This window comes from Modestobacter sp. KNN46-3 (assembly GCF_011039295.1).
This window is the reverse complement of record NZ_JAAKGN010000001.1, coordinates 97465-123314: the sequence shown is the minus strand read 5'-3', so window position 1 is coordinate 123314 and position 25850 is coordinate 97465. Positions and strand designations below refer to the sequence as shown.

Sequence of the window (25850 nt, the reverse complement as noted above, 5' to 3'; positions counted from 1 at the left end):
CGACCTCAGGTCTGGCTCGGCGCCCCCGACCCGGTCGGGACGGGGATGGTGCCACCGACCGGCACGCCGGGTCCATCGGGACGCCGTGCGAGCGCACCATGCCACCACATGTGCCGGCCGATGTCCAGGGTGAGCGCGGTGACCAGGACAGAGCGCACGACGATCGTGTCGAGCAGGACGCCGAGCGCCACGGCGATCCCCAGCTGCGTCAGGAACGTCAGCGGCAGCGTGCCGAGCACCGAGAACGTCGCCGCGAGCACCAGCCCCGCCGAGGTGATGACGCCACCGGTGGCGGCGAGCCCGATCAGCGCGGCCCGCCTCGTGCCGTGGTCGGCTGCCTCCTCCCGCACCCGGGTCATCAGGAAGATGTTGTAGTCGATCCCCAGGGCGACGAGGAAGACGAACACGAACAGCGGGAACGAGCTGTCGGTCGCGGTCACCCCGATCGTCCAGTCGAAGATCAGGGCGCTCAGCCCGAGCGCGGCCCCGTAGGAGAGCACCACGGTGGCGATCAGCAGCACCGGCGCGACCAGCGCCCGCAGCAGCACGGCCAGCACCAGCAGGACGACGAACATGATCAGCGGGATGACCACCAGGTTGTCCCGCTGGGCGGCGTCCTGGACGTCCAGGTTCAGTGCGGTGTTCCCGCCGACCAGTGCCTCGCCGTCGCCCGCGTCGTCGAGCGTCGTCCGCAGTCGTTCGATGGTGTCGGAGGCGGGCTCGCTGTCGAACCGGTCGGTCAGCGCGGCCTCGACGAGGGCCCGGTCACCCACCACCTGGGGTTCGCCGACCTGGGCGATGCCCTCGGTGGTGGCCGTCGCCTCGGCGACCTCGGTGGCGGAGTCGGCCGTGGTGATCACGTAGACCGAGTTGCCCGCGACCGCCGGGAAGTGCCGGGACGCGACCGCGTCGCCCTCGATCGACTCGGGGGTGCCCCGGAAGCTCTCCGCCTGGGTCAGCCCGTTGGGGGAGAGCAGCAGGACGCCGAGGGAGGCCACCAGGAGCAACGCGCTCGTCACGAGCCAGGTGGCGCGCGGCCGCGGTCGGATCGTGGCCCCCACGTGCGCCCACAGGCCGGTCGCGGTCGGTTCGGCGCTGCCGAAGGTGGGGCGCACCGGCCAGAACACCCAGCGGCCGCAGATGACCAGCAGCGCGGGCAGCAGCGTCATCAGCACGGCCAGCGTCACGGCAACGCCGATCGCGGCGACCGGGCCCAGCCCTGCGGTGGAGTTCATCTCCGCCACGACCAGGCACAGCATCCCCAGCACGACCGTGCCGCCGCTGGCCAGCACCGCCGGGCCGGCCCGGTGCACGGCCTCGGTCATGGCCTCGTGCCGGTCGGTGTGCAGGCGCAGCTCCTCGCGGTAGCGCGCGATCAGCAGCAGGGCGTAGTCGGTGCCCGCGCCCACGACCAGGACGGTGAGGATGCTCGCGCTCTGGGCGTTGACGGTGAGGTCGGCGTAGCGGGCCAGCAGGTAGATGAGGGCCTGCGAGCAGGACAGCGCGATGACGGCCGAGAAGATCGGCAGGACCCAGAGCACCGGGCTGCGGTAGGTGACCAGCAGGATCAGGACGACGACGCCCAGGGCGGCGAAGAGCAGGGTCCCGTCGATCCCCTCGAACGCCTCGGCCGAGTCCGCGGCGCTGCCGGCCGGGCCGGTCACCCAGGTGCCCAGACCCGTGGGCCCGTCGGAGACCTCGGCGCGGATGCCGTCGACCAGCGGGGCGATCGCCTCCCAGCCGTCCGACCCCACGTTGAGCGGGACGATCAGCTGGACCGACTGCCCGTCCTCGGCGGGGACCGGTCCCACGATCGTCCCGTCGAGGGCGTCGAGCTGCCCGAGGGCGCTGACGTCCTCCTGGACCGCCGCGGTGTCGGCAGCGGTGAGCCCCGCGGTGCGTTCGTAGACGATGACGGCGGGGAGAAGGTCGGGGTCGGAGCCCAGCTCCGTCTGCAGCTGCAGGGCGCGGGTCGACTCAGCGTCCGACGGCAGCCACGCCGCGACGTCATTCTCCTGCTCGTCGGTGAGGGCACCGGCCAGCGGCGCCGCGGCGGCGGCCAGCACCACCCAGAAGACGAGGACCACCCACTTCAGACGTGGATGGCTGACACGGGACGCGAACGACCTGCCCATGACGGGCCTCTCAGGGAGCGCCGGGTCAGCGGACCCGGACGGGTGGCGGGTGCGGCGGCGACGCTAGCGAGGGCTGTCGAGCCCGTCATCGCCTTTTCCTCCGGATGACCGAGCACTCCCGTGCACGGCCGCGCGGGCCCTCCCCATGTGACCGGCCGCTCGCCGGGCGTGAAGGGTCCGACGTGCCCGGGCAGCGGGGCCGAAGACTCTTGCTCACGGAGGAGGAGACCGGCGTGCGGTGCCGGACTCATCGGTCGTCGATCGACGACCGACGGGTCGGCCCCGGGCCGCTGGGGTCAGGGGGCCAGCGAGCCGGCGAAGACCTGCCACGCGAGCAGGCTCTTGGCGACCAGGCTCAGCACCAGGTACCCCCGCTCGCCGTAGGCGTAGCTGCGCCACGGGCCGATCGCTGCTCGCCAGCAGCAGGACGGCGATGGCCTGCGCTGCGTGCAGCACCGTCAGTGCCAGGTTCCAGCGCCGGAGGCCGGCCAGGCGCACGTCGTCCACCCCGGTCGCGACCGGTGCGGGTCCCGGGCTGTCGAGCTCGCTCACGACGACCTCCTGGTCGGGGGAGGATCGGGCCGCTGCCCTTCCGGCACCTGACCATCAGTCTCCTGATGCTCGACGCCAGCGCGCCAGCGGAGCAGGGAGGGCCGGAGCCCGGCTGCGCCAGCCGGTGGGGACCTCGTCGACGATCCGCTCGCTGGCCAGCTGTCAGAGCGGAGCAGGCGAAGGAGGAGGTGCCGGACCGGCACGCGCTCCCGCCGACGATCGCACCGCACCGCACCGCACCCAGCGCAACGCCGATCCACACCACGACGAGCGGTACTGGCCCGCCGCGGTCGAGGTGGTCACCGCCCTCGCCGGGCGGCCGGTCACGGGCACCCGCCCCCGACGACAGCGATCGACCTGGAACTCGTCACGACCGGGTCATCGACGAGCGGCCGGCCCTGGTGAGGTGGGTCTCGGCGGAGGACCATGAGTTCATGACGGTGCCCCGGACGGTCGAGAGGACCGGCGTCCCGGTCGCGTTCCCGCCGCGGGACTGACCGGCCCGGAACCCCGAGCAGGACGCCGCCGGGCCAGGTGCCGAACGGTGTTGCTGGATCGAGGAGGTGGCGTGATGTACGACGAGGAGGCCGACCTCTACGTCGACGTGGCTCTGGCCGAACCCGAGGTCATGCATGGTCGCCGGGTGGTGGCAGCCGTCGACGGCTCGGGGGGCTCGAAGGCGGCACTGAGATTCGCACTCGAGGACGCAGCACGGCGTGGCGTGCCGGTCGAGGCGGTGATCGCCTACCGGGTGCCGGAGTTGTGGGTGGACTACGACGGGATCGGCTCGCCCGAGGAACGACGACTGCACGACACGCTGCGCAGCCAGAGCGAGGACAAGGTCCGCACCGCGATCGACGAGGCCGCACGTGACTTCGACGGCCCACTGCCCGATGTGGAGGTCCGCGCCGCGCTGGGCCCGCCAGCAGACGCGCTCATCCGTGAGTCGGACGGCGCAGACCTGCTCGTCGTGGGCAGTCGCGGGCACGGCGGCTTCCACACCATGCTGCTCGGCTCGACGAGCATGCAGTGTGCGATGCACGCCCCCTGCCCGGTCACCGTGGTCCATTCCCCCGAGGCCCACAGCCACCGGTTGCGTCTGCATCGCGAGCGGCAGGACCAGCGGTCCAGTGAGCGACGGGGCCGGGTCGACGCGCCCGACTGAGTGGAGGTTGGCCGGGCCCGGCCGACCAGCTGCAGGGCCACCGTGGCGGTCGAACAGGTCGACCAGCGCGTCCCAGTGGTTGCGCCGGCCGGGCGGGAAACGGCGGTAGGTGGGCCGGGTGCTGACTCGACGCGCGAGCGTCCTTGACCACGGCAGCTAGGGTCGCCCTGACGTGGTGCCGACTGTCGGGGCCATGCTGTTCCACCCGGCGCACAGCCGGTGCGCCTGGGTCGCCGACGGGTCGCTCGCATGGGGCGGGACCTGGTTGGAGAGCAGATGCTGGACGACGGGCACGACCACCTCGGCATCGTCGTACAGGAGCCTGGAGCCGCTTCCGTCTCGGGCTTCGTGGACGCAGCGGGCCGGTCCCGCACCGAGAGCCTCGGCGAGCGGGTCCTGGGGTCCCTGCTCGACCGGGCCCACCTCATGCCTGCCCGGCTGGTGGGGCCGTTGGTGGCGCAGGAGATCGCCGCCGTCGGAGGTACCGACGTCAGCATCTGGCTCCGGGACTACGACCAGCGGACCCTGCAGCCCCTGGTCGGCGCAGGTCTCGTCGGCGTGACGACGGCGATCGACGGGAGCTGGCCGGGCCGCGCCTTCACCCAGGACGCCCGCATCGAGCAGGAGCTGCCCGACGGGTCGGTGCGGCTGTACCTGCCGATGCTCGACGGCTCGGACCGGGTCGGCGTCCTGGCGTTCACCCTGACCGGGGTGGACGACGACGACCGTCGGCTCGCCCAGCGGCTGGCCGGCCTGACGGCCGACCTCATCGTGACCAAGTCGCTCTACACCGGCACGTTCGCCCGGGTGCGCGCCGCTGCACCGTTGAGCCTGTCGGCCCATCTGCAGTGGCAGGCACTGCCGCCGCTGATCATGACCACTCCGGACGTGGCCCTCGCCGGCATCCTGGAACCGGCCTACGACGTCGGTGGGGACAGCTTCGACTACGCCCTGGACGATCACGTCCTGCACCTGGCCGTGTTCGACGCCATGGGCCACGGGCTGGAGGCGGCCATCATGGCCACCGTCGTGGTCGCCGCCTACCGGCACGGCCGACGGTCCGCTGCGTCGCTGCCGGACCTCTACGTGCACATGGACGACGTCCTGGGCTCGACCCACCCGGGGCGCTTCGCGACGGCCCAGGTGGGTCAGCTGGACACCGAGACCGGGACGCTCAGCTGGGTGAACGCGGGCCACCCGGCAGCCCTGCGGATCCGCTCGAGCGGCGCCGTCGACGAGCTGACCGGTCCGATCACCCGCCCCGTGGGGTTCGGGGGCGCCGCGCCGTCGGTGCAGACGACCCAGCTCGCGCCGGGGGACCGGGTGCTGTTCTTCACCGACGGCGTCGTCGAGGAACGGCTGGCGGACGGGCTGCAGTTCGGCGAGGACCGGCTGCGGGAACTGGTCGAGCAGACCAGCGCCGCCGGGATGAGCGTGGCCGAGACGGTCCGGCTGCTGTCGCACACCCTCATGGCGGCCCGGGGCGGCCGGACCAGCGACGACGCCTCGTTGCTGCTCGTGGAGTGGCGTGGTCCGCCGCGGGACGACGAGCTGGCCCGCGGCATCATCGGCGGGCTGCCCGCCGGCGACATCGACAGCTGACGAAGGCCTTGCCCTGGCCGACCCGGACCGGCAGGGTGCCGGGCACCGCCGTGACCCAGGTCACCGCGCCGATCGGGGCAGTCCCGGTCGTCCTCCGATCCGGGAGCACCCATGGACTCGAACGCCGTCGACGTCGTCCTGCAGGCAGCCGTGGCGCGCGGCGCCGTGCCCAACGCGGTGGTGGTCGTCGCCGACCGCGACGGCCTGGTCCTGGAGAGCGCGGCCGGGTCCCGGGTGGCCGGTGGGGACGAGCCGGTCGGTGCCGACACCCACTTCCGCATCATGTCGATGACCAAGATGGTCGCGACGGTGGCCGCGCTGCAGCAGGTCGAGCGGGGCACCCTCCGCCTGGACGCCCCGGTGGAGGAGTACTGCCCGGAGTTCGCCGCGTTGCAGGTCCTCGACGGCTTCGACGGTGACGTGCCCCGCCTGCGGCCGCCGGCGACGAAGGCCACGGTGGGTCAGCTGCTCACCCACACGGCCGGGCTGGGCTACTGGTTCTTCAACGCCGAGCTGCTGCGCTGGACGTGGAGACGGCTCTGTACGACGTCCTCTGACTCGTCGGGGGTGGGTCCGCCCCGCCGTCAGGAGGGACGCTGCGGCGAGGTCTACGACCGGCCACCGGTCCGCGGGGAGCGGCTGAGGAAGTCGTCGGCGATCTGGTCGAAGGTCGCCCAGCGGACGCCGTCGTGGCCGTTGATGTGCTCGATGAGCCGTTCCAGCATGAGCAGCACCTGCGGGCGTCCGGAGACGTCCGGGTGGATGGTCATGGTGAAGGCCGCCTGGTCCATCTCGCGGTGCACCCAGTCGAACTGGTCGCGCCACATCTGCTCGATGTCCCGCGGGTTCACGAAGCCGTGGCTGTTGGGGCTGGACTTGACGAACATCATCGGCGGCAGGTCGTCGAGGTACCAGTTGGCCGGGATCTCGACCAGGTCGGTCTCCTCCCCGCGGACCAGCGGCTCCATCCAGCTCTCCGCCGACGCCGAGTAGTCGATCTTCGTCCAGGAATCGCCGACCCGGACGTGGTAGGGCTCGAAGTCCCGGTGCATCAGCGAGTGGTCGTACTTGATGCCGCGCTCGAGCAGCAGCTCGTTGGTGACGCCGCTGAACTCCCACCAGGGGGCCACGTACCCGGTGGGACGGCGCCCGGTCCGCTCCTCGATCAGCGCGATGCAGCGGTCGAGCACCGCCTGCTCCTGCTCCCGGCTCATCGCGATCGGGTTCTCGTGGCTGTAGCCGTGCACGCCGATCTCGTGCCCGGCTGCGACGCAGGCGTCGAACTGCTCCGGGAATGTCTCGATCGAGTGCCCCGGCCAGAAGAACGTCTGCGTCAGGCCGTACCGCCGGAACAGCTCGAGGATGCGCGGGACACCGACCTCGCCGGCGAACACGCCGCGGGAGATGTCGTCCGGGGAGTCCTCCCCGCCGTAGGACCCGAGCCAGCCGCCCACGGCGTCGATGTCGACGCCGAAGGCCACGAAGATCTCCTTGCTCATCGTCGTCGCGCTCCTTCACACAGCTCGGCCCCGAGCCGGGGCGGTGGGGTCAGACGGCGAGGTGCTGGGCCAGCACCCGCTGCGGGTCGTCGGGGGCGAGGGCGAGCGCTGCGGCCAGCAACAGCCGTCCCTGCCAGGGGCTCAGGTCACCGGCGAACACGGCCCCGCCCCGGGCCAGCCGGGCACCTCCGGCGGCATAGAGCGGTGCGACGGGACCGGACGGCACCCGGGAGCAGACGAGGACGGGGATCCCGCCGGCGACCAGCTCCTCGGTCGCCTCGGCGATCGCCGGGGGGACGTTCCCGGCGCCGAGGGCCTGCAGGACGAGCCCGGCGGCGCCGGCGGCGACCGCGGCGTGCAGCAGCGCCGCGTCCGCGCCGAGGTGGCAGGCCACGACGTCGACCCGGGGCAGTTCCGCCCGCAGGTCCAGCGGGAGCGGCGCGGGCCGTGCGGGCCGGGCCAGGGGCCGGATCGCCTCCCCGGCCAGCCGGATCACCGGCCCCCGCCCGGGAGCACCGAAGGCACCGCTGCGCAGGGTGTCGACCTTGCGCACCCCGCGGGCGGCGAAGGCGAGGCCGTCGAAACAGAGCAGCACACCGAGGTCGCGGGCGGCGGGTGCGGAGGCGACCCGCAGCGCATCGGCGAGGTTGGCCGGGCCGTCGGGAGCCGGGCTGTCGAACGGGCGCTGCGCACCGGTGAAGACGATCGGGCGCGGGTCGTCGTGCACGAGATCGGCGAGGTACGCGGACTCCTCCATGGTGTCGGTGCCGTGGGTGACGACGACGCCGTCCACGCCGTCCTCCAGGCAGCGCCGGGCCGCGGCCACCAGCTCCCGCAGGTCGGCGGTCGTGAGGGCGAAGCTCGCAACGGTGCCGAGGTCGCTGGTCGTCACGGTGACCCCGGCGGGGGAGCCCGTCGTCGCGAGCAGCTCTGCGGCGGGGGTGACCGCCGCGAGCCCGTCCGGCCCCTGCCGGCTGGCGATGGTGCCGCCGGTGGCGAGCAGGTGCACCCGTCCCATGCGACCTCCGTTCCGGTCTAGCGCCGGCACTGGGGCGACGACGTGCCCCACGGTCCTCCGTTCACCGAGCGTCGGCGACCGGAGGTGCCTCGGCGGTCGTGCAGGGACCTCGTACCCTCCTCCGGCATGCAGCCCCGTGGAGCGGTCGACTCGGGCCGTTCCTGGGGTGGGGGTGCCTTCTGACACCAGCGCCGGGATCGGGTCGGCGGTGGGCGCTCCGCTCGCCGGTGCGGCCGTCGATGCCTCCGGTTCCTACACCCCGGCGATCGCCGGGTGCCTGGCCCTCGGGCTGGCCGCCCACCTGGCCGTGCTCAGCGTCGGTCGCTCCTGAGCGCCGCGGGGCGCCAGGATGCCGGTACCTGTGGGGCACGGACCCCCCGGTCATCGCGATGGCCTGGTCGGTCGCGGGGCCGGGTGGCGCGGGACCTGCCGAGGGGCCCGCGCCGGGCCTACCGTCTCGGCGTGGACGACGTGGCGGCTGCCCTCGCTGCCTCGAACTTCTCCCGGCTGCACCCGCCCGCCCTCCAGCGGCTGCTGGCGGGGGCGCGCCGCACCCGGGTGCCGGCGGGCTCGGTGACCCACCGGGAGGGCGAGGCGGTGCAGCACCTGGAGCTGGTCGTCGACGGCCTCCTCCGGGTCTTCGTCACCGCGCCGGACGGGCGCAGCATGACCGTGCGCTACGCCCGGCGCGGCGCGCTGATCGGTGCCGTCTCCCTCTACGCCGAGGGGTTCCGGATGCCGGCGAGCACGCAGGCCGTCGTCGACACGACCGTCCTCCGCTTCTCCCCGGACGTCGTGCGCCGGGCGGCGTCCGGGGACGCCCACGTGGCCGAGGCGTTGCTGCACGAACTGGCCGACCGGGTGCTGAGCTTCGTCCACGAGATCACCGACACCGCCTTCACCAGCGTGCGGCACCGGGTGGCCCGGCACCTGCTGGACCTGGCGTCGCAGGAGTCCTGGGCCGGTGCCGGAGGGCGCCCGACGCTCACCGTCGAGGTCAGCCAGCGCCAGCTCGCCGACGCCGTGGGCAGCGTGCGTGAGGTGGTCGGGCGCGCGTTGCGCGAGCTGCGGGAGTCGGGGGCGATCAGCACCCACCGGGACCACATCGAGATCCTGGACCCGGTGCGGCTCAGCCACGAGCAGGGTGGGACCTGGGTCCCTGACGGGCCGCACCGCTGACCCCGACACTGCCCGCATGACCAGCGCGGTGGGGGCAGGGCACGTCCAGGACCGGGTGGCCGCGGTGGGTGACCCGGCCGCCGCCGCACTGCGCGCCACCTTCGAGGGCGAGGTGCTCGTCCCGGCCGACGGCGGCTACGAGGAACACCGCCGCGTGTGGAACGGGTCGATCGACCGGCACCCAGCGGTCATCGCCCGCTGTGCCAGCGTGGCCGACGTCCGTGCCGCGGTGCGCTTCGGACGGGACCACCGGCTCACCATCGCCGTCCGGGCCGGTGGCCACAGCTTCCCCGGCCTGTCCACGTGCGACGGAGGCCTGCTGATCGACCTCCGGCCGATGAACGAGGTCCGGGTCGACCCGGCCGCGCGGGTCCTCGACGCCCAGGCCGGGGTCCTGCTGCGCGAGGTCGACGAGCGGACCCAGGAGCACGGCCTGGCCGTGCCGGCCGGGATCGTGTCGCACACCGGGCTGGCCGGGCTGACCCTGGGCGGCGGGATCGGCTGGATCATGCGCAAGTACGGACTGACCATCGACTCACTCCTCTCGGCGGACCTGGTGACCGCCGACGGCGACGTCGTCCGCGCCAGCGAGGACGAGAACGCCGAGCTGTTCTGGGGGCTGCGCGGGGGAGGCGGCAACTTCGGTGTGGTCACCGACTTCCGGTTCCGGCTCCACCCGGTCGGACCGCAGGTGATGGCCGGCGCGACCTTCTGGTCGATGGACGACGCCGAGGAGGTGCTCCGCGCACACCGGGACTGGATCACCGACTGCGCGGACGAGCTGATGACGATCGTGGTGCAGCGGCTCGCGCCCGCCCTCCCCGTCGTCCCGGCGGAGCTGGTCGGCCGGCCGGTGATCGCGGTGGCGGCGTGCTGGGCCGGTGACGTCGACGAAGGACGCGAGGTGCTGCAGCCGATGCGCGACGTCGGGTCACCGGTCCTCGACCTGTTCGCGCCGAAGCCGTTCCTGGCCCACCAGCAGATGTTCGACCCGTCGTTCCGCCACGGGTGCTCGTACTACGTCCGTTCCTGCGATGTCGACGTCCTGACCGACGAGGTGATCGACGTCGTGGCGGAGCACGGCCGGATGATCACCTCGCCGATGAGCAGCATCGCGTTGTGGCAGATGGGCGGCGCGGTCGCCCGGGTCGCCGACGACGCGACCGCGTTCACCGGACGCTCCTCCGGGTTCACCTTCAACATCAACGGCAACACCCCCACCGCGGACGGCTTCGAGGACCAGCGGCAGTGGGCCCGCGACTACTGGACGGCCCTGGCCCCGTTCCACACGGGCGTCTACGTCAACTTCCTGATGGAGGAGGGGAGCTCACGCGTCCGGCAGTCCTACGGCGACGCCACGTACCAGCGGCTCCGTGCCCTCAAGCAGGCGTACGACCCGTCCAACGTGTTCCGGCTCAACCAGAACATCCCCCCGGACTGAGCGGAGGCCGGCCGGTCCTGGCCGACGGGCCGCGACCCGGTGCACCTCCCCTCAGCCGGACCCGGGTGCCGATCAGTCGGCGTAGAGCTCGTCGATCACCGCCCTGGCGAGTTCGACGGCGGGGTCGTCGCCGTTGGGCGCGGGCGCGGTGGAGGTCCAGGTGACCACGGTGATGTCCCGGACCGGGTCGTGGCCCATGAAGGAGTTGGTCCCGGGCAGCTCGCCGGTGTGCCCGTACAGGGGCCCGAAGCGGGCGAGGGCGAGTCCGTAGCCGGCGCTGTCCGGGTCGTCCGGGTCGACCGGTTGCACGCTGTCGATCCGCTGCTGCTGCAGCTGCGGGCTGAGCAGGCACCCGTCGACCAGTTCCTCGACGTAGTCGGCGAGGTCGCGCGCGGTGGAGATCCCGGCGCCCGCTGTCCACCCCCAGGAGGGGTTGGCGGCGGTGACGTCCATCGGCTCGAGGGTGCCGGCGCGGGCTGCTGCCTGGACCTCCGGTGGGAGCACGGGGCTGTCGATGGTCTCCACGTTCGTGCCGAACGTGTACATCTGCGGGTGGGGTTCGGGGATCGAGGCGTCGGTCAGGGCCGGGAAGGAGGTCTCGTCCAGCCGCAGCGGGTCGAAGATCCGGTCCTGGAAGGCCTGCTCCACCGGTAGCCCGGTGAGCTGTTCGATGATCAGTCCCAGCAGCACGTAGTTGGTGTTGGAGTAGAGGAACCCCTCGCCCGGGGGGAAGACGGGCGGCATGGCCAGGCCGATGGCGAGCAGCTCCTCCGGGTCCCACACCCGGCCGGGGTTGCTGTCCAGCTGCTCGTTCAGTGCCAGGTCGGTGGTGTAGTTGGCCAGCCCGCTGCTCATGTCCAGCAGCTGGGCGATGGTGATGTGGTCCCCGTTGGGCACGTCCGGCCGGTACTCCGAGACGGGGTCGTCCAGGCTGAGCCGCCCCTCGTCGACCAGCTGCAGGACCACCGTCCCGGTCCAGGTCTTGGTGTTGCTGCCGATCCGGACGTGGTCGGCGAGCGTGACCGGCTCGGTGCCGTGCCAGGTCCGGGTGCCCATCGTGGTGGTCCAGTCGCCGAGCTCGGGGGACCGCACGAGGACGGCGGCGCCGGTGACCGCCAGGTCCCGCATGAGCCGGTCGAGCTCGGGCTGGACCGCCGCGGCGTACGCCGGGTCCTCCGCCTGCCACCACGCCCAGCGCGGTGACGCGTGCGCCTGGGTGGGGGTCACGACCAGCAACGCCACCGCCGTCGTCGTCGCGATCGAGGTGGCCAGTGCACCGGGTGACCGGTGGCGACGCGACCCGCACGAGCGCTCTGGAGCTGTCATGGTCGACCTTCCGGTGGGTGTCCGGTCCGGGGTGGACGGGTGGCTGTGGCGTGTGTCGGGGGGTGTGCCGGGGTGCACCGTCGGTGTCACAGCGCCTGCTGGAACGCGGCGGCGACGGCCGCCACGTCCTCGTTCGCCTGGTACAGACCGGTGGGCAGGTCGGCGTAGGTGGCCCCGCTCATGGACAGCGAGAACACCAGCCGCTCGCCCCGCTCGGTCGTGAGGTACCCGGCGAGGCTCTGCACCTTGTAGTAGATCCGGCCCGTGGTGGGGTCGACGTCGACGCTGGTCCCCGTCTTGGCCGCGACCTGGCCCGCGGCGGGACCGTCCTGACCGGTGCTCGCCAGCGTCCCGCTCACCCCGAGGACGGGCTGGCCGGCGGCGAGCTCCTCGCCCCAGGGCTGGGTCTGCGCCCACCTCATCCAGGTGACCATCTGCTCGGGGGTCGTCGAGGCCGGGTCGGCGCCCTGTCCGTCGAACAGCACCACGTCATCGGTGTCGACGCCGGCCAGGCCCAGCTGGGAGTGCACCGCGGCCAGCCCGTCGATGCAGTCCGTCGACCCGCCGTGCACCGCGAGCAGGCACATCAGGGCGTTGGCCCCGGTGTTGTAGCTGGTCTCCAGGATCATCCGGCCGAGGGCCGACAGCGGTGGGGAGGTCAGGGCGGCCACCCGCTGCTCGGCCGGGTACGGACCAGCGGGCGGCAAATCGGCCTGGTCGTTGGGTCCGACGGCGGGGAAGGTGACCGTGACCCCGGCGCGATCGAGCGCCTCGACGAACAGGGTGCGTGCCCAGGAGGCGGCGTCGGGGACCCGGTGGATGGTGAGCTGGGACTCCCCGGCCGCGATGGTGGCGCTGACCGTGACCGAGGTGGGGTCGCCCGGGTCGGCGGTGACGGTGAGCGACGTCGGTGTCGCCGCGTCGGTGGTGGTCACCGTGGACGCCACGGTGACGGCCTGGGTCTGCGGCCGGAGGTCGAGGACGGCGGGCTGGCCGATCCCGGCCGCCGTCACGGTGATGTCCAGGATGTTGTCGTTGACGTAGATCGACGGGGCCGGTCCCTCCTGGCCGTCGAAGGTCTCCCACAGCCGGGTGTCGATGACCACGTCCCCGGCGACCTCGGTGACGCCGGTGGCGGCGACCTGCCGGGCGAGGTCGTCCAGGCCGGCCAACGGGTCGTCGGGGACGAGGGCAGCGTTGGGGGCGATGTCGCCGTAGACGTGGTCGATCGTGTCGGCGGTGAACGTGTGGTCCACGCGGCCGCTCATGGCGCCACGACCGCCCATGGTGAGGTCGCCGGACGCCACCAGCACCAGGTCCCCGGCGACGACGCCACCGACCGGCTCGGCCGTCGCGTACACCGGCGTGGTGAGCGTGGTGTCGGTGCCCAGCGTCGCGTAGGCGGTGCCGACGGTGAAGTTCTTCGCCGTCGACGCGGTGAAGACGAACTCCCCGGCGCGGTCGGCCAGCACGACTCGACCCGTGTCCGCCTCGGCGACGGAGTAGAGCCACCGGGCCGTGTCGTACTCCGGCCCGGACATGATCGCGGCGGCGGCCGCGGGCAGCTCGCCGACCTGAGCTCGGATGCCGGGCTCCTCGTCCGGCCGGGCGGACGACCCGGCCGAGGAGGTGGACGCGACCAGCACGGCGGTCGACACGAGCAGGGGGAGGGCAGCCGCCCGGCGCTTCATGCAGGCGACCTTGGCGGCGTCGTGACCGCCGGGCAATGGACCTGGGTCGCCTGCCGACCTGGACCTGGGTACCGGTTGCCCACGGGCGTCACGGCCGGTGCGATCCCGCCCCGAGGGTGCCCCGCCGGTGCCATGCTGGCGCGATGGCGCCCGGGGGAGAGGTGCGGTCGTCGCTGGCGCGGGCGCTGACGCTGAGTCTCGCGCTGATCGGCACGTCCGGTGCCCTGGTCGCCGGCGTCGAGATCGCGCTGTTCGCCGACCAGCGCGTGGCCCCGTGGTGGCTGCTCGCGTCGTTCCCGGCCGGGGGGCTCGTCCACCTGGCGGCGGGTCTGGTGGCCTGGCGGCGCCGGCCGAGCAACCGGACCGGCCCGATCATGGTCATCGGTGGCCTGTCGTGGTTCGCGGCCGCGCTCGCCAACACCACGGCACCCGCCCTGGCGTCGGTGGGTGTCGTGCTGGCCACCACCCCGCTCGCCGTGACGGTGTGGCTGCTGCACGCCTTCCCGTCCGGCCGCCTCCGCTCGCGCACCTCGCGCCTCGCGGTGGTGGGGGCCTTCGTGGTCTCGCTCGTCCTCGAGGTCCCGCGCTACCTGTTCGACCCGGGCGCCAGCCCGGACGGGGTGCTCGCCGTCGGCCAGCGGGCGGACCTGCTCCAGGCCGGCACCTGGCTCCAGCGCGGCGCGGGCATGCTCGTCATGCTGGTGACCGCCGCGGTGCTCGTCGACCGGCTGCGCACCGCGGAGCCGGGCCACCGAGGGGTCCTGCTGCCGCTGTACGGCTACGGGACGCTGGCCGTCCTGGCGACACCGCTCGGTCCGCTGCTGGGTCCACCCGCCGGTCTCTCGGGCGCCCAGGTGGTCGGGCTGCAGATCGTCCTGCTGGCCGGGGTGCCCGTCGCCTTCGCGGCGGCCATGCTGCGCGGCGGGTTCGCGCGGACGGCCGAGGTCCAGGAGCTCAGTGCCTGGCTGGCGTCGTCGGCCGCCACGCCGGCGCTGCTCGCCGATGCCCTCGGGCGCACCCTCGGGGACGCGTCGTTGCAGGTCGTCTACGCATCGGCGGACGGGCGGGCCCTCGTGGACGGCGACGGTGCCACCGTCGACACCTCGGCGCTGGGGGAGCGCCGCGGCCTGGTCGACATCGAGCTCGGGTCGCGACGGATCGGCGCGATCGTCTACGCCGCGACGGTCGTCGACGACGCCGAGTCGGTCCGCCGGGTGGGGCAGGTGGCGGCCCTCGCCATCGACCACGACCGGTTGACCGCCGAGCTGAGGGCCAGCCACGCCGACCTGCAGCGATCGCGGGCCCGGCTCGTGGAGGCCGGTGACCGGGCGCGGCAGCGCATCGCCCAGGACCTGCACGACGGTCTGCAGGTGGAGCTCGTCCTGCTGGCGCTGGAGGCACAGCAGCTGGCGCGCGTCGAGGCGGCGGCCGATCTCCCCGACGCGGCGACGCACCTGCGGCTGGGCATCGACGGGGCCGCCCGGGACCTCCGGGGGATCGTCCACGCCCTGATGCCGGCCGCCCTCGTCGAGCGGGGCCTGACCGCGGCGATCGAGGACCTGCCGATCGCATGCCGCTGCCCACCCGGCTGGCGATGGGCGAGGTCGGGGGGCGTCTGCCGGCGACGGTCGAGCGGACGGCCTACTTCGTGGTCGCCGAGGCGCTGACCAACGCGGTCAAGCACGCCGCAGCCCAGACGCTGACCGTGACGCTCGAGCACGTGCCGAGGCGGCTGGTCATCGGCGTGACCGACGACGGCGTCGGCGGTGCGACCCAGCAGGCCGGTGCCGGGCTGCACGGGCTCGCCGATCGGGTCGACGCCCTCGGCGGCCGGTTCATCCTCCACAGCCCGGCCGGCGGAGGAACCCAGCTGCGGGTGGAGCTGCCGTGCGGGTCGTGATCGGTGAGGACGAGGCGCTGCTGCGGACCGGGCTCACGCACGTGCTGCAGGCGGCCGGGTTCGACGTCGTCGCCGCGGTCGGTGATGCACAGGAGCTGGTCCGCAGCGCGGAGGAGCACGTCCCCGACCTCGTCGTCACCGACATCCGGATGCCGCCCGATCACCAGGAGGCGGGGCTGCGGGCGGCGCTGGAGATCCGCCGAGCGCACCCCGGGATCGCCGTCCTCGTGCTGTCGCAGCACCTCCAGCGGGCCTACGCCGTCGAGCTGCTGGGCGACCGGGCCTCGGGCGTCGGGTACCTCCTGAAGCAGCGGATCGCCGACGTCGACACGTTCACCGACGACCTGCGCCGCCTCGCCGCCGGCGGCACCGTCCTCGACCCCGAGGTCGTGTGCCTCATGGTCGCCCGCGCCCGGGGGCAGCACGACGCGCTCGACCGGCTGACCCCGCGCCAGCAGCAGGTGCTGGCCCTGATGTCGGAGGGCCGGACCAACGCGTCGATCGCCCGCACCCTGTCGATCAGCGAGCGGGCGGTGGTCCAGCACACGTCGCACATCTACGACGAGCTCGACCTGGCGCTCAGCGACGACGACCACCGCCGGGTGCTGGCGGTGATCAGGTACCTCTCGTCGTGAACGGCGCACCGGGGCCTCGCGCCGCGGACGGCGGGACGGGCGGCACCGCGGCGAACAGGTCGACCAGCGCGTCCCAGTGGTTGCGCCGGCCCGGCGGGAACCGGCGACGCGAGCGGGCGGCGCGTCGGCTGCCCGGCCGGTACCGGCGGCGCGCCCAGGGGCTGGTCGGTCGCGCCAGGCGCACGGACGCGACGGCGGCGACGAGCGGCACGAACACGCCCACGACGCCCAGCACCACCCGGCCCTTCAGGATCGCGACGACCGCGAAGCAGAGGTTCACCAGGACGGTCAGGGTCAGGACGCCCTCACCGCCCGACCCGTCGGCGTCGAGCGGGTTCGCGCCGATGAGGAGCAGCACGCCGACGACGGCGGCGATCAGGACGGCGTCCACCGAACTGCGACCTTCCCGCGACCAGTACACGTCCTGCAGGTGCAGCCACAGCGCGAACTCGTCGAGGGTGAGCGCCGCCCCGGCACCGAAGAGGACGGCGAGCAGGTCACCCCACGCACCGGCCGGGCGGTAGGCGAACTCCACCGTCCCGGTGAGCAGCAGCAGGAAGATCCCGTACACCTCGTGGTGGACGTGCACGCCGCCCACGCTGGCGTCGCGGAAGGGGCCCCGGCCGCTGCGGATCGCGTGCGTGACGAACCGGGTCAGCAGGAAGGTCACCAGGAACCCGAGCACCAGCCATGCGACGAGTTCGCGTCGTCCGGTGAGGGCCGGCAGCAGCTCCGGTTCCCACGTCACGGGCGGGATCCTGCCCGCGCGCCGTCCGACCGCTCGCCGACGCCGTCTCGTCGCGGCGACGAACCACCACTCCGCACCGGCGGCCGGCAGGCGCTCCTGGTCACCGGGCCGGACCGACCGGATCGCCGGCCGGCTCGACCGGCCGGCGCCCCACCACCACGGCCAGGGCCGGCAGCACCAGCACGGTGACCACCCCGGCCCCGACCAGGGCGGCGGCGTCCACGGTGGTCATCGTGCCGCTGCGCACGGCGATCTCGGTGAGCGCGACCAGGACCGGCAGGGCGGTGGCGCTGACCAGGGCCGTCTGCCAGCGCTCGCGACGGGGGAGGACCCCGCGGTACACCAGCAGCACCGGCCCCCCGCGGACGACCAGCATCAGGACGAGGAACAGCAGCAGCCGCAGCGGCGCGGAGGCGATCGCGGCCAGGTCCAGGCCCATCCCCGAGTAGACGAAGAACAGTGGCACGAAGAACCCGTAGCCGACGGCGTCCAGCTTCGACTCCAGGACGGGCGCGGCGGTGCCCACCCACTGCCGCAGCACGAGGCCGGCGAGGAACGCACCGAGGACGGCGTCGAGGTGGAACCGGTCGGTGACCGCGACCAGCACGAGCAGCAACAGGATCGTGGCGCGCAGGGTGATCTGGGCGGTCTCGTGCTGACCGGCCCGGACGACGTCGGCCAGCCGGCTGCCCTCCCGGATCCCGTGCCGCAGCAACCCGAGCGCGACCGCGAGGACCGCGACGCCGAGCAGCGAGGCGAGTGCGGTGGCCCGCCCCTGGCTGCCCAGGAAGACCGCGATGATCAGCACCGGCAGCAGCTCGCCGACCCCGCCGGTCGCCAGCAGGTGCCGGCCCAGGCGACCGCGGAGCAGCCCGGCCTCACGGAGCACGGGCAGCAGCGTCCCCAGGGCCGTGGTGGTCAGCCCCAGGGCCACCGGGAGCAGCGCCTCGACGAGCCCCGCCGCGCGGAGCACCGCCACCACGGCGACGGCCAGGCCGAAGGAGGTCACCCACGAGGCGAGCGCGCGCCGGCCGGCGTCCTCGCGAAACAGGCGCAGGTCGATCTCGTAGCCGGCCAGCAGGAAGACGAACCCCAGGCCGACGTCGGCGAGCACCCGCACGTCCGCGGCCGACCCGAGGCCCAGGACGTCGGGGCCGAGGACGACGCCGCCGGCCAGCAGCAGCACCACCTGGGGAACGGGCAGCCGGGGCAGCAGCCCCACCAGCACGGCCGCGAGCAGGGCAACGGCGGCCACGGCGGCGAGCGTGTCGATCGACACGGTGTCGTCCACCGGCTCCTCCCCTCAGCTCCACGGCCGGGGCCGTGGTCCGCGCGGCCGATGGTGGCGGCTCGTCCACCTGAACGACAACCGGCCGCCCCGACAGCTCGCACACACGTTCGCCGGTACCACCGCCGCCTGGAGGCCGGCGATGGGCGGCTGCGCGGGTGCGGCCGCCGAGGCAGCTCAGCCTGGTACGTCCAGGTTCTCCCAGCAGCCCGGGAGGCCCTAACGTCCTGCACCGACCGCGTCCAGTCGGAGCGATGACGCGGCGCTCCTGCACCCGCCCGGGCCGACCCACGCCGCGGGTCCCGTGAGCGCGGGCCGGCTCCGGTGGTCCGGATCGGGGGACCCGCCCTCGGGCTGCCGGCCCCGTTCCCCAGCACCCCGCCGGCCAGAGTCGCGCACGGACGCGACCGGATCGGCGCCGAACCTCCATCCGGTGCGGACGCCGCCGACGCCGGCCCCCGACGGGACCGGCGCCGGCGGCCGACGGATGGACGAAGCCCCCTCAGGGCCGGGTCAGCGCAGCACGCCGCACGCCGCCGGATCGGTCGCCTCGGCCGGCAGCGAGGGGTCGAGTTCGCTGGCGCCGGCGGAGGCGAAGTCGTACCGGCCATTGTGGTTGTAGTCCACGCCGTGGATCACGACGACGCCCTCCCCGTCCCGGATGGCGTCGGCGATCTGCTTGGCAGTGCCGGTCCCGCCGGCCCCCGGGTAGCCGGTGCCGGCGACGTCGGTGAACTCGATCCTGTCCCGGCTGTAGTCCAGGTCGCCGTCCGCCGAGACCGGGAAGCGGCTCACCGCCAGCGCCGATGCCGGGCTCGTGTCGCCCGTCGTGGTCAGGGAGACGACGATCGGGCCGTACGCCGGCAGTCCGTCGACGGTGCTGAGCCGCGAGATGCCGGTGTCCCCACGGGTGTTGGTGGCATCGGCCATGGTCGGGCACTCGTTGCGCGCATCGTCGCCGTAGTGGATGTGCATGGCATGCGGCGCGTCCGGGCTCAGGCCGTGGGCCTGGACCTCGATCGAGCGGATCAGCTGGTTCCGCACGACCGCACTCGCGGTGCCCGTGGCGCCCGAGTCGTTGAGCTCGTGGAGCGAGGCGTCGAGCTGCACCGTCTTGGCCTGTCCGGGCGGGCTCGACGGGTGGGCGCTGGCGGCCGGGAGGCCGAGCAGCATGCTGCCCCCGAGCAGCCCGGCGGTGGTGGCGGTGATGAGCAGTCGCTGGTTCATGAGGAGCTCCCTGGTGGTGGTGTGGTGCCACAGGGCGTTCGCAGACCGGACTGCTGCGGATGGGAGAAATGCGATGCGGGTCACAGTAGGGCGACCGTGCCGGCGCGTTGCACCTCAGCGTGAGGAGATGCGGACGGGGATGGTGGTCGAGGTCGGTGCGGCCGGCACCTCTGGTGTGGTCCGGACCCCGCAGGAGGGCGCTCGGCGTGCCCGGCGGCCGGCTGTCGACGAGCTGGAGGTGTCCCGGGCCGGTGGCTCGGAGGAGCGTCAGCTGCTCGACCGGATGCTCGAGCAGGCGCGCAGGCCTGCTACGGGAGCACGTGCGTTGGCTGGCCGGGGAGCCGCTGCCGGCACGGTCGTTCGAGCGGTTGGACGTCTCGCGGCTGCACACCACGGTGGAGGACCGGTCGCTGCGGAAGGAGATCGGGCGCGCTTCGCGGCGGGCCCGCAAGCGGGTCAGCGACCGGGCGCTGCCGCGGTTCACCGAGGAGCGGGAGGACGGGCGGCGTCGACACGCTGCCCTCCCACTGGCGACGGGTCCTCAGCGGGTACACGGTCGTGGACGTCGGCCACAAGGTGGTCGGGGTGTGGAGCGTGGGGCCGCGTGCCTACGCGGCCCTGTTCGAGGGCAGCAGCCCGGACGACGTGGTGTTCCTGCAACTGAAGCAGGCCCGCCGGCGGCACCGTCCCGTCCACGCCCCCGGACCGCACTGCTGCGGCGTCCCTGCGTGAGGACCGAGGCGCGCCGGTCACCGCCTCCGGTGGAACGCCAGACTCGTGAGAGACACCAGCACGACGACCGCCGCCGCCTCGATCCAGAACGACTCCCACCACAGCAGCGCGCTGGTGGACTCCACGAAGCCGAACAGGCCCACGGTCGTGGACACGATGAGCGCGCCGAGGGAGCCGACGGCGAGCGCGGCCCCGGTCGCCGCGACCCAGGGGACCCAGCGGCGCGGTGCGACGACGAGCGCGAGAGCGCCCAGCAGCCCGAGCGCGGCGTTGACCAGGAAGGCCGGCCCGATGACCGGGATGCCGTTGTAGCCCTGCTGCCACAGGTGGGCGTGCACAGCGGCCATGGCGGCCAGGAGCAGGGCCCCGAGCGATCGGAGTGCCCAGATCAGCGTCTCGGAGCGCGGGGATGCCAGGGTGGTCATCACACGACCGTGACGGTGAGTTCCATGCCCATGCCCCGGTGGTTGCCCACGGAGCAGTAGAGGACGTACTCGCCCGGCGCCAGGTCCACCTCGATGGTCCCCGACTGCCCCGGCGACAGGATCTCGCTGGCAGCGACCTCGGAGCCGGCGGCGTCCTCGATCACCAGGTCATGGCTGGCGGAGCCGTCGTTGGCCACCTCGATCGTGTAGCTGCCCGCCGCCAGTTCCTCGTCGGGCAGTTCGATGCCGAAGTCGACCAGGGACGCCGAGAGGTCGCCGCCCACGGACGCCGGGGTCTCCGAGCCGGCGTCGGATCCCTCCGGGACCGCGGTCTCGGGCTGCTCGGCGACCGAGGTCTCGGGCTGCTCGGCGACCGCGGTGGTAGCCGCGCTGGCGGGCGCGTCGGAGTCGGCGGAGCAGGAGCTCAGCGCAGCGACGGTCACCGCCAGGGTGAGAGCCGCCGCCGGTCGAGCCACCCGACGGTGGAGGACGGCGCGCGCACTGGTGCTGCGGGAGGGGGAGGTGATGGGCACGGTGACTCCTCGGGTTGGCGCGCTCTCCCCGGAGGAAGGGCTGTCACACGGCCTTCGGCAGTCGAGGCCCTTCCGGTTCACGACCGAGACCGACGCGCAGGCGGCGCCCTGCGCCGACCTCGTGGAGCCGTCGGCAGGCGGGAGGTCAGGACCTGTCGGGCGTGGTGGCGAACGGCCCGGACGTGCGCGCGGCTACTGCGTCGACGTGCTCGAGGCGTTGCGACGGGAGAGGAGGTGCCCGCTCAGGAGCACGACCGCGAAGATGCCGATCACGACCAGCGTGGTCGTTCCCGACCACGGCAGCGTGCTCCCCGGCGTCTCGTCGCTCGTCGCCATGGTGGTGTCCGTCGCCGTGTCGGAGCCGGCCGCGGTCCCGGACCCGGCCGGTGTCTCCGAGACGGCCGCCGGCGTCTCCGAGCCCGCCGGCGTCTCGGAGCCCGTCGGCGTCTCGGCGAGGGACCGGAGCTGTTCGCTCAGCGTGACGACCGCCTGGGTCCAGTCCCGCGCCGCCAGCTCCGGGTCCACCTCACTGGCCAGCACGGCGTCGACCTCTGCCACGGGCAGCGGGAACCCCTCGGCCACCCACCACCCGTAGTCGTAGGTGCCCCCTCCGACGGCCACGGCGAGGAGGATGTCCGAGTCACCGAGTCCGGACAGCTCGGCGGTCCGTCGAGCCCATTCACCGGCCGGCACGGCGTCGAAGTCGGAGACGAAGACGGCGTGGAGACCGATGTCGCGTTCGGCCTCCAGCCGGTCCACGGCCTGCTGGACGACCTGTCGACCGGCCGCGCCGATCACGACGCTGTCATCCGTGAGCTGCCCCGACACCTGCCTCGGCGGGCCGGCCGACGCCGGTCCGGCAGCGAGGAGGACGAGCACCAGTGCACCGAGGACCGTCCATGTCCTGCGCATCCCACCATCTCCGAGGTCCATCGAGGTCGAGCTCCTGTCGGGGCGGCACGGTGTGCGCGGGATGCGCGGCCGTGGCGGTGGCCGTGGGCGGCCACGGCCGGCTCACCGCGTCCAGGGACGTGAGAGCCGATCGCGGGTCGGTCGACCCGTGCAGGGTTCGGCGTGACCGCCGCTTCTGGATGGGTCGTCGTCCTCACCGGACGGCCCCCGTACAGGGAACGTCCGGGCGCACGCCCCGGCGCCGGCTGACTGCACGCTCTCGCTACATCGAGATGCCTCACGGTGACGGAAGGTGAATCGGCCGGATCGGACATCCATCGTGTGACCGCTCTGCGAATGCCCTTCGTGCGCGGGACGACGACTCGGTCATGGCACCGAGTCGGGCACGCCCGGATGTGTGCGGGGAGTGAGCGGATGTCGTCTTCAGGTGACAACGGGACCAGCCGATGAGCGTCGACCGGGAGACCGCGTCCCAGCAGCAGAGTCCGGGATCGACGGTGACCGCGGCCCCGGCTGTGCGGGAGCCCGTCGGCGGCGTCCCGGGGCTCCCGCATGCGTGCGACCCGGTCCCGTCGGGCGACGTCTCCGGGAGGCCGTCGAGCACCGCGGACTCGCTGCGGTCGACGCCCCGACTGGTGGGCATCGACGCTGCCCGCGGCCTCGCCCTGGTCGGGATGATCGCGGTGCACCACTTCGAGTCGACCGATGCGGACGGGACGTCGTCCCTGGCCTGGACCCTGGCGGCAGGCAAGTCGGCGGCGCTGTTCGCCCTGCTGGCCGGGGTGGGCATCGCCTTCACCACGGGTGGCCGTCGACGACGGCCGACGGGACGGACGTGGAAGGCCCAGGCGGCGTCGCTGCTGGTCCGCGCCCTCATCATCGGCGCGGTGGGGCTGGCCCTCGGCCACCTGGTCCCGACGGACTCGGCCGGGGTGATCCTCCCGTACTACGCCGTCCTGTTCGTGCTGGCAGTCCCGCTGCTGTCCCTGTCCAGTCGTGCCCTGGTGGTGCTGGGCACGGTGATCGTGCTCGCCGTGCCCGGTCTCAGCCATCTGCTCCGGGCCGGCACGGAACCGGTGATCGTCCCCAACATGACCGTCACCGACCTGGTCGACCATCCCCTGCAGGTGCTGATCGAGCTCACCGTCACCGGCCAGTACCCGGCGCTGGCGTGGATGGCCTACCTGTGTGTCGGGCTCGCCGTCGGTCGCGCCGCGCTCTCCAGCCGGGCAGTCGTGGGGGCGGTGATCCTGGTCGGTGGCGCACTGGTCGCTGTCTCGATGGGCGTGTCATGGCTGCTGCTCGACGTCTTCGGCGGCCGCGCGCGGCTCGACCAGGTGGCCCTGCAGTCGATGACGCCGCAGGAGTACGCCGACGTCACGACGTCCGGGTGGAACGGGACGACCCCGACGGACACCGGCTGGTGGCTGGCCACGAGGGCGCCGCACTCCAGCACGTCGCTGGACCTCGCGTACACGATCGGCGTCGCGCTGGTGGTGCTCGGGGCGTGCATCCTGCTCGGTCGCATGACGACCACGCTGCTGCGGCCCCTGGCCGCCGCGGGGAGCATGACGCTGACCCTCTACTGCATGCACCTGGTGATGCTCAGCGCGCCTGCCGTCCCCGGTGGACCGACCGGCTTCCTGGTGCAGGTCGCGCTGCTGGTGGCGTTCGCCCTCGTGGCCAGCCACCAGCCGGTGTCCGTCGGGGTCGTCCCGTTCCACCCGGACGTCGTGACGTCGGCGTACTCCTGCGGCGTCATCGACTGCAGGGCCACCTGGTCGAGCCGCGCGCGGCCGCCGAAGACGTCGAGCAGCAGCCATGACACGCCCATCGAGACAGCGACCAGTGCGCCACCGACCAGGATCACCGCCCCCACGACTGCCCGGCTGGAGAGCGCGGCGCGACCGACGGCGAGCCCGACACACAGGTAGGCCATCCACGCCAGCGCCGGGTACTGGCCGGTGACGGTGAGCTCGATCAGCACCTGCAGGGGATGGTCGACCAGGTCGGTGACGGTCATGTTGGGGACGATCACCGGTTCCGTGCCGGCCCGGAGCAGATGGCTGAGACCGGGCACGGCGAGCACGATCACCGTGCCCAGCACCACCAGGGCACGACTGGACAGGGACAGCAGCGGGACTGCCAGCACGAACAGGACGGCGTAGTACGGGAGGATCACCCCGGCCGAGTCCGTCGGGACCAGGTGGCCGAGGGCCAGCCCCACCGCGCCGATGATGAGGGCGCGGACCAGCAGCGACGCCGCCTGGGCCTTCCACGTCCGTCCCGTCGGCCGTCGTCGACGGCCACCCGTGGTGAAGGCGATGCCCACCCCGGCCAGCAGGGCGAACAGCGCCGCCGACTTGCCTGCCGCCAGGGTCCAGGCCAGGGACGACGTCCCGTCCGCATCGGTCGACTCGAAGTGGTGCACCGCGATCATCCCGACCAGGGCGAGGCCGCGGGCAGCGTCGATGCCCACCAGTCGGGGCGTCGACCGCAGCGAGTCCGCGGTGCTCGACGGCCTCCCGGAGACGTCGCCCGACGGGACCGGGTCGCACGCATGCGGGAGCCCCGGGACGCCGCCGACGGGCTCCCGCACAGCCGGGGCCGCGGTCACCGTCGATCCCGGACTCTGCTGCTGGGACGCGGTCTCCCGGTCGACGCTCATCGGCTGGTCCCGTTGTCACCTGAAGACGACATCCGCTCACTCCCCGCACACATCCGGGCGTGCCCGACTCGGTGCCATGACCGAGTCGTCGTCCCGCGCACGAAGGGCATTCGCAGAGCGGTCACACGATGGATGTCCGATCCGGCCGATTCACCTTCCGTCACCGTGAGGCATCTCGATGTAGCGAGAGCGTGCAGTCAGCCGGCGCCGGGGCGTGCGCCCGGACGTTCCCTGTACGGGGGCCGTCCGGTGAGGACGACGACCCATCCAGAAGCGGCGGTCACGCCGAACCCTGCACGGGTCGACCGACCCGCGATCGGCTCTCACGTCCCTGGACGCGGTGAGCCGGCCGTGGCCGCCCACGGCCACCGCCACGGCCGCGCATCCCGCGCACACCGTGCCGCCCCGACAGGAGCTCGACCTCGATGGACCTCGGAGATGGTGGGATGCGCAGGACATGGACGGTCCTCGGTGCACTGGTGCTCGTCCTCCTCGCTGCCGGACCGGCGTCGGCCGGCCCGCCGAGGCAGGTGTCGGGGCAGCTCACGGATGACAGCGTCGTGATCGGCGCGGCCGGTCGACAGGTCGTCCAGCAGGCCGTGGACCGGCTGGAGGCCGAACGCGACATCGGTCTCCACGCCGTCTTCGTCTCCGACTTCGACGCCGTGCCGGCCGGTGAATGGGCTCGACGGACCGCCGAGCTGTCCGGACTCGGTGACTCGGACATCCTCCTCGCCGTGGCCGTCGGAGGGGGCACCTACGACTACGGGTGGTGGGTGGCCGAGGGGTTCCCGCTGCCCGTGGCAGAGGTCGACGCCGTGCTGGCCAGTGAGGTGGACCCGGAGCTGGCGGCGCGGGACTGGACCCAGGCGGTCGTCACGCTGAGCGAACAGCTCCGGTCCCTCGCCGAGACGCCGACGGGCTCCGAGACGCCGGCGGGCTCGGAGACGCCGGCGGCCGTCTCGGAGACACCGGCCGGGTCCGGGACCGCGGCCGGCTCCGACACGGCGACGGACACCACCATGGCGACGAGCGACGAGACGCCGGGGAGCACGCTGCCGTGGTCGGGAACGACCACGCTGGTCGTGATCGGCATCTTCGCGGTCGTGCTCCTGAGCGGGCACCTCCTCTCCCGTCGCAACGCCTCGAGCACGTCGACGCAGTAGCCGCGCGC

The 25850-nt window shown here is 73.3% G+C and carries 22 protein-coding genes and 1 pseudogene; 12 read left to right on the top strand and 11 right to left on the bottom strand.

Annotated features, from left to right (window positions below; genetic code table 11):
* Positions 1-5: 5 nt before the first annotated feature.
* On the bottom strand, positions 6-2087 hold the full coding sequence (locus G5C62_RS00620; protein WP_241175640.1) for an MMPL family transporter: 2082 nt from the start codon (positions 2085-2087) through the stop codon (positions 6-8).
* Between the two features lie 1171 nt (positions 2088-3258).
* Here G5C62_RS00620 and G5C62_RS00610 point away from each other — a divergent pair.
* The 3 genes and pseudogenes from G5C62_RS00610 to G5C62_RS00600 form a co-directional block, all read left to right on the top strand.
* Positions 3259-3852 carry a universal stress protein gene (locus G5C62_RS00610; protein WP_164699697.1) on the top strand — a complete coding sequence of 198 codons (594 nt, stop codon included), beginning with the start codon at positions 3259-3261 and terminating at the stop codon, positions 3850-3852.
* 249 nt (positions 3853-4101) lie between these two features.
* On the top strand, positions 4102-5454 hold the full coding sequence (locus G5C62_RS00605) for a PP2C family protein-serine/threonine phosphatase (protein ID WP_241175641.1): 1353 nt from the start codon (positions 4102-4104) through the stop codon (positions 5452-5454).
* Between the two features lie 111 nt (positions 5455-5565).
* Positions 5566-5955: pseudogene (locus tag G5C62_RS00600) on the top strand (serine hydrolase domain-containing protein); the annotation flags it as partial.
* A gap of 107 nt (positions 5956-6062) precedes the next feature.
* Here G5C62_RS00600 and G5C62_RS00595 read toward each other — a convergent pair.
* Both G5C62_RS00595 and G5C62_RS00590 read right to left on the bottom strand, forming a co-directional pair.
* Positions 6063-6953, bottom strand: a complete 891-nt coding sequence (locus G5C62_RS00595; protein WP_164699698.1) for a polysaccharide deacetylase — start codon at positions 6951-6953, stop codon at positions 6063-6065.
* Between the two features lie 49 nt (positions 6954-7002).
* Positions 7003-7971 carry an asparaginase gene (locus G5C62_RS00590; RefSeq protein ID WP_164699699.1) on the bottom strand — a complete coding sequence of 323 codons (969 nt, stop codon included), beginning with the start codon at positions 7969-7971 and terminating at the stop codon, positions 7003-7005.
* 172 nt (positions 7972-8143) lie between these two features.
* On the opposite strand from G5C62_RS00590, the gene G5C62_RS00585 reads away from it, so the two are divergent.
* The 3 genes from G5C62_RS00585 (at position 8144) to G5C62_RS00575 (ending at position 10591) form a co-directional block, all read left to right on the top strand.
* Positions 8144-8302 carry a hypothetical protein gene (locus G5C62_RS00585; protein ID WP_164699700.1) on the top strand — a complete coding sequence of 53 codons (159 nt, stop codon included), beginning with the start codon at positions 8144-8146 and terminating at the stop codon, positions 8300-8302.
* Between the two features lie 131 nt (positions 8303-8433).
* Positions 8434-9150, top strand: coding sequence for a Crp/Fnr family transcriptional regulator (locus tag G5C62_RS00580; protein WP_164699701.1), 717 nt, complete (start codon positions 8434-8436; stop codon positions 9148-9150).
* A gap of 16 nt (positions 9151-9166) precedes the next feature.
* Entirely contained in the window at positions 9167-10591 is a 1425-nt protein-coding gene (locus G5C62_RS00575) for an FAD-binding oxidoreductase (protein WP_164699702.1), read from the top strand.
* A 72-nt stretch (positions 10592-10663) separates the two neighbouring features.
* Here G5C62_RS00575 and G5C62_RS00570 read toward each other — a convergent pair whose 3' ends face one another.
* Both G5C62_RS00570 and dacB read right to left on the bottom strand, forming a co-directional pair.
* Positions 10664-11917: a serine hydrolase gene (locus G5C62_RS00570; protein WP_164699703.1), complete on the bottom strand. Its 1254-nt coding sequence runs from the start codon at positions 11915-11917 to the stop codon at positions 10664-10666.
* Positions 11918-12003: 86 nt separating this feature from the next.
* Positions 12004-13608 (bottom strand): D-alanyl-D-alanine carboxypeptidase/D-alanyl-D-alanine-endopeptidase, encoded by a 1605-nt coding sequence (gene dacB, locus G5C62_RS00565; RefSeq protein ID WP_164699704.1) that lies wholly within the window; start codon positions 13606-13608, stop codon positions 12004-12006.
* Positions 13609-13751: 143 nt separating this feature from the next.
* On the opposite strand from dacB, the gene G5C62_RS00560 reads away from it, so the two are divergent.
* The 3 genes from G5C62_RS00560 to G5C62_RS00550 are packed head-to-tail and all read left to right on the top strand — an operon-like array spanning position 13752 to position 16143.
* Positions 13752-15275, top strand: a complete 1524-nt coding sequence (locus tag G5C62_RS00560; protein WP_164699705.1) for a histidine kinase — start codon at positions 13752-13754, stop codon at positions 15273-15275.
* On the top strand, positions 15179-15508 hold the full coding sequence (locus tag G5C62_RS00555) for a sensor histidine kinase (RefSeq protein WP_164699706.1): 330 nt from the start codon (positions 15179-15181) through the stop codon (positions 15506-15508). Before G5C62_RS00560 ends, G5C62_RS00555 begins: the two co-directional genes overlap by 97 nt.
* Positions 15496-16143, top strand: a complete 648-nt coding sequence (locus G5C62_RS00550) for a response regulator transcription factor (RefSeq protein WP_164699707.1) — start codon at positions 15496-15498, stop codon at positions 16141-16143. Before G5C62_RS00555 ends, G5C62_RS00550 begins: the two co-directional genes overlap by 13 nt.
* Here the strand turns inward: G5C62_RS00550 and G5C62_RS00545 are convergent.
* From G5C62_RS00545 to G5C62_RS00535, 3 genes are all read right to left on the bottom strand, one after another.
* A complete protein-coding gene (locus G5C62_RS00545; RefSeq protein ID WP_164699708.1) occupies positions 16124-16891 on the bottom strand; it encodes a hypothetical protein in 768 nt (255 codons plus the stop codon). The genes G5C62_RS00550 and G5C62_RS00545 overlap by 20 nt on opposite strands.
* A 100-nt stretch (positions 16892-16991) precedes the next feature.
* Positions 16992-18182, bottom strand: coding sequence for a cation:proton antiporter (locus tag G5C62_RS00540; RefSeq protein WP_164699709.1), 1191 nt, complete (start codon positions 18180-18182; stop codon positions 16992-16994).
* Positions 18183-18692: 510 nt separating this feature from the next.
* Positions 18693-19406: a hypothetical protein gene (locus G5C62_RS00535; RefSeq protein ID WP_164699710.1), complete on the bottom strand. Its 714-nt coding sequence runs from the start codon at positions 19404-19406 to the stop codon at positions 18693-18695.
* Between the two features lie 558 nt (positions 19407-19964).
* Here G5C62_RS00535 and G5C62_RS27285 point away from each other — a divergent pair.
* The gene (locus G5C62_RS27285) at positions 19965-20138 is read left to right on the top strand and encodes a DUF2252 family protein (RefSeq protein ID WP_241175642.1); all 174 of its coding nucleotides are present in this window, start codon (positions 19965-19967) and stop codon (positions 20136-20138) included.
* Between the two features lie 17 nt (positions 20139-20155).
* Here the strand turns inward: G5C62_RS27285 and G5C62_RS00525 are convergent, their stop codons facing one another.
* The 3 genes from G5C62_RS00525 to G5C62_RS00515 form a co-directional block, all read right to left on the bottom strand.
* Positions 20156-20563: a hypothetical protein gene (locus G5C62_RS00525; RefSeq protein ID WP_164699711.1), complete on the bottom strand. Its 408-nt coding sequence runs from the start codon at positions 20561-20563 to the stop codon at positions 20156-20158.
* Positions 20563-21096 carry a plastocyanin/azurin family copper-binding protein gene (locus G5C62_RS00520; protein ID WP_164699712.1) on the bottom strand — a complete coding sequence of 178 codons (534 nt, stop codon included), beginning with the start codon at positions 21094-21096 and terminating at the stop codon, positions 20563-20565. The genes G5C62_RS00525 and G5C62_RS00520 overlap by 1 nt, the downstream gene beginning before the upstream one ends.
* Before the next feature lie 192 nt (positions 21097-21288).
* Complete coding sequence (locus tag G5C62_RS00515; RefSeq protein WP_164699713.1) at positions 21289-22008, bottom strand: TPM domain-containing protein; 720 nt, start codon at positions 22006-22008, stop codon at positions 21289-21291.
* A 635-nt stretch (positions 22009-22643) separates the two neighbouring features.
* Here G5C62_RS00515 and G5C62_RS00510 point away from each other — a divergent pair.
* Both G5C62_RS00510 and G5C62_RS00500 read left to right on the top strand, forming a co-directional pair.
* The gene (locus G5C62_RS00510) at positions 22644-23942 is read left to right on the top strand and encodes an acyltransferase family protein (RefSeq protein WP_241175643.1); all 1299 of its coding nucleotides are present in this window, start codon (positions 22644-22646) and stop codon (positions 23940-23942) included.
* Between the two features lie 1180 nt (positions 23943-25122).
* Positions 25123-25842, top strand: a complete 720-nt coding sequence (locus tag G5C62_RS00500; RefSeq protein ID WP_164699713.1) for a TPM domain-containing protein — start codon at positions 25123-25125, stop codon at positions 25840-25842.
* Positions 25843-25850: the final 8 nt, after the last annotated feature.

Excerpts from the sequence above, each read along its gene's own strand:
- G5C62_RS00500 (WP_164699713.1), top strand. The coding sequence starts at position 25,123 with ATGCGCAGGACATGGACGGTCCTCGGTGCACTGGTGCTCGTCCTCCTC.
- G5C62_RS00575 (WP_164699702.1), top strand. The coding sequence starts at position 9,167 with ATGACCAGCGCGGTGGGGGCAGGGCACGTCCAGGACCGGGTGGCCGCG.
- G5C62_RS00590 (WP_164699699.1), bottom strand. The coding sequence starts at position 7,971 with ATGGGACGGGTGCACCTGCTCGCCACCGGCGGCACCATCGCCAGCCGG.
- G5C62_RS00560 (WP_164699705.1), top strand. The coding sequence starts at position 13,752 with ATGGCGCCCGGGGGAGAGGTGCGGTCGTCGCTGGCGCGGGCGCTGACG.
- G5C62_RS00605 (WP_241175641.1), top strand. The coding sequence starts at position 4,102 with ATGGGGCGGGACCTGGTTGGAGAGCAGATGCTGGACGACGGGCACGAC.
- G5C62_RS00570 (WP_164699703.1), bottom strand. The coding sequence starts at position 11,917 with ATGACAGCTCCAGAGCGCTCGTGCGGGTCGCGTCGCCACCGGTCACCC.
- G5C62_RS00525 (WP_164699711.1), bottom strand. The coding sequence starts at position 20,563 with ATGACCACCCTGGCATCCCCGCGCTCCGAGACGCTGATCTGGGCACTC.
- G5C62_RS00610 (WP_164699697.1), top strand. The coding sequence starts at position 3,259 with ATGTACGACGAGGAGGCCGACCTCTACGTCGACGTGGCTCTGGCCGAA.
- G5C62_RS00535 (WP_164699710.1), bottom strand. The coding sequence starts at position 19,406 with ATGAACCAGCGACTGCTCATCACCGCCACCACCGCCGGGCTGCTCGGG.
- G5C62_RS00515 (WP_164699713.1), bottom strand. The coding sequence starts at position 22,008 with ATGCGCAGGACATGGACGGTCCTCGGTGCACTGGTGCTCGTCCTCCTC.
- G5C62_RS00595 (WP_164699698.1), bottom strand. The coding sequence starts at position 6,953 with ATGAGCAAGGAGATCTTCGTGGCCTTCGGCGTCGACATCGACGCCGTG.
- G5C62_RS00555 (WP_164699706.1), top strand. The coding sequence starts at position 15,179 with ATGCCGCTGCCCACCCGGCTGGCGATGGGCGAGGTCGGGGGGCGTCTG.
- dacB (WP_164699704.1), bottom strand. The coding sequence starts at position 13,608 with ATGAAGCGCCGGGCGGCTGCCCTCCCCCTGCTCGTGTCGACCGCCGTG.